The following is a 2,214-nucleotide window of genomic DNA, read 5'->3' as shown; positions in this document are numbered from 1 at the left end:
GCCTTCCCCCATCCGCCCCAGCCTAACGGCCACGGAGAGCGGTGTGGATCTCACTGCGGGTTTCCTGTGATCGATCGGGGAAAACGTCCGGCTGCGGGTCCGCTCGAGCGGACCCGCAGCCGGATGACGTCCCGGACGGCCGACACACCGCCGCGACCGGCGGGAACCGGGGCGCCCGGCCGGGCCGGGACCGGGTCTCCCCCGTCCCGACGCGGTCGGCCGTGCGCGGCGGCCGGCCGGACGGTCAGAGGTACTGACCGGTGTTGGCCACCGTGTCGATGGACCGACCGGTGTCCGCTCCCTGCTTGCCGGTGACCAGCGTCCGGATGAAGACGATGCGCTCGCCCTTCTTGCCGGAGATGCGGGCCCAGTCGTCGGGGTTGGTGGTGTTGGGCAGGTCCTCGTTCTCCTTGAACTCGTCCACGCAGGCGGCGAGCAGGTGGGAGACGCGCAGGCCCTTGCGGTCGTGGTCGAGGAAGTCCTTGATCGCCATCTTCTTCGCCCGGTCCACGATGTTCTGGATCATGGCGCCGGAGTTGAAGTCCTTGAAGTACAGGACCTCCTTGTCACCGTTGGCGTAGGTGACCTCCAGGAAGCGGTTCTCCTCGGACTCCGCGTACATCTTCTCGACCACGGTCTGGATCATGGCGTCGATGGCGGCCTCGCGGCTGCCCCGGTGCTCGTCCAGGTCGTCCGCGTGGATCGGCAGCCGCGGCGTGAGGTACTTCGAGAAGATGTCGCGGGCCGCCTCGGCGTCCGGACGCTCGATCTTGATCTTCACGTCCAGCCGGCCGGGGCGCAGGATCGCCGGGTCGATCATGTCCTCGCGGTTGGAGGCGCCGATGACGATGACGTTCTCCAGCCCCTCCACGCCGTCGATCTCGGAGAGCAGCTGCGGGACGATGGTGTTCTCCACGTCCGAGCTGACCCCGGAACCGCGGGTGCGGAAGAGGGAGTCCATCTCGTCGAAGAAGACGATGACGGGCGTGCCCTCGCTCGCCTTCTCCCGGGCCCGTTGGAAGACCAGGCGGATGTGGCGCTCGGTCTCGCCCACGTACTTGTTGAGCAGCTCGGGGCCCTTGATGTTGAGGAAGAAGCTCTTGCCCGCGGGCTTGCCGGTGACCTCCGCGACCTTCTTGGCCAGGGAGTTGGCGACCGCCTTGGCGATGAGCGTCTTGCCGCACCCGGGCGGGCCGTAGAGCAGGACGCCCTTGGGGGGACGCAGCTCGTGCTCGCGGAACAGGTCCGGGTGCAGGTAGGGCAGCTCGACGGCGTCGCGGATCAGCTCGATCTGGCCCCCCAGGCCGCCGATCCGGGTGTAGTCGATGTCCGGGACCTCCTCGAGCACCAGCTCCTCGACCTCGGCCTTCGGGATGACCTCGAAGACGTAGCCGGAGCGGGGCTCGAGCAGCAGGGCGTCGCCGGCGCGGATGGTGGCGGAGATCAGCGGCTCGGCGAGCCGCACCACCTTCTCCTCGTCGGTGTGCCCGACCACCAGGGCGCGCTCGCCGTCCTCCAGGACCTCCTTGAGGGTGACGATCTCGCCGGCGCGCTCGAACTCCATGGCCTCGACCACGTTGAGCGCCTCGTTGAGCATCACCTCCTGGCCCCGGCGCAGGTCCTCGAGCTCGATGCTCGGGCTGACGTTGACGCGGAGCTTGCGCCCGCCGGTGAAGATGTCGGCGGTGCCGTCCTCGTTCGCGGCCAGGAAGACCCCGAATCCCGCTGGGGGCTGCGCCAGACGGTCGACCTCCTCCTTGAGGGCGACGATCTGGTCACGGGCCTCCCGAAGGGTGGCCGCCAGTCGTTCGTTCTGGGCGGTGACCCCGGCCAGACTCGTCTGCAGCTCGACGATGCGTTCCTCGAGCACCCGGGTGTGTCTCGGGGAATCCGCCAGCTTGCGGCGCAGGACGGTGATCTCCTGCTCCAGGTCGGCGGCCTGCCGGATCGGGTCCTCCGATCCTCGACCGGGCCGGATACCGCGGTTGGTGTCGTCGTCGTGGGATGCCACGGTCCTCACCTCCTCCAAGGGGAGCTGGACGCTTCCAGACCCTACCTGGACCGGTGGCGATCGAAACCCCTGATCGTCGAGACGATCGGGGCGTGTCCGATCTTCACCCGTGCGCGCTCCCTCATGCCAGGGGATACCCGGGACGGGCCCTCCCCACCCCGGCGCGTCGGCCGGGGGCGCGCCCGGGCGCCGGGGCCCGGGGG

General features: G+C 69.4%; 1 protein-coding gene. It reads right to left on the bottom strand.

What is annotated here, in order from left to right; translation table 11 throughout:
• Positions 1 to 244 precede the first annotated feature (244 nt).
• Entirely contained in the window at positions 245 to 2,011 is a 1,767-nt protein-coding gene (gene arc / locus FOE67_RS23360; RefSeq protein WP_182666818.1) for a proteasome ATPase, read from the bottom strand.
• Positions 2,012 to 2,214: the final 203 nt, after the last annotated feature.

This window comes from Streptomyces calidiresistens, assembly GCF_014141525.1.
Lineage (GTDB): Bacteria > Actinomycetota > Actinomycetes > Streptomycetales > Streptomycetaceae > Streptomyces > Streptomyces calidiresistens.
Note: the sequence above shows the minus strand (reverse complement) of the source record. Positions and strands in the feature narration are given on the sequence as shown.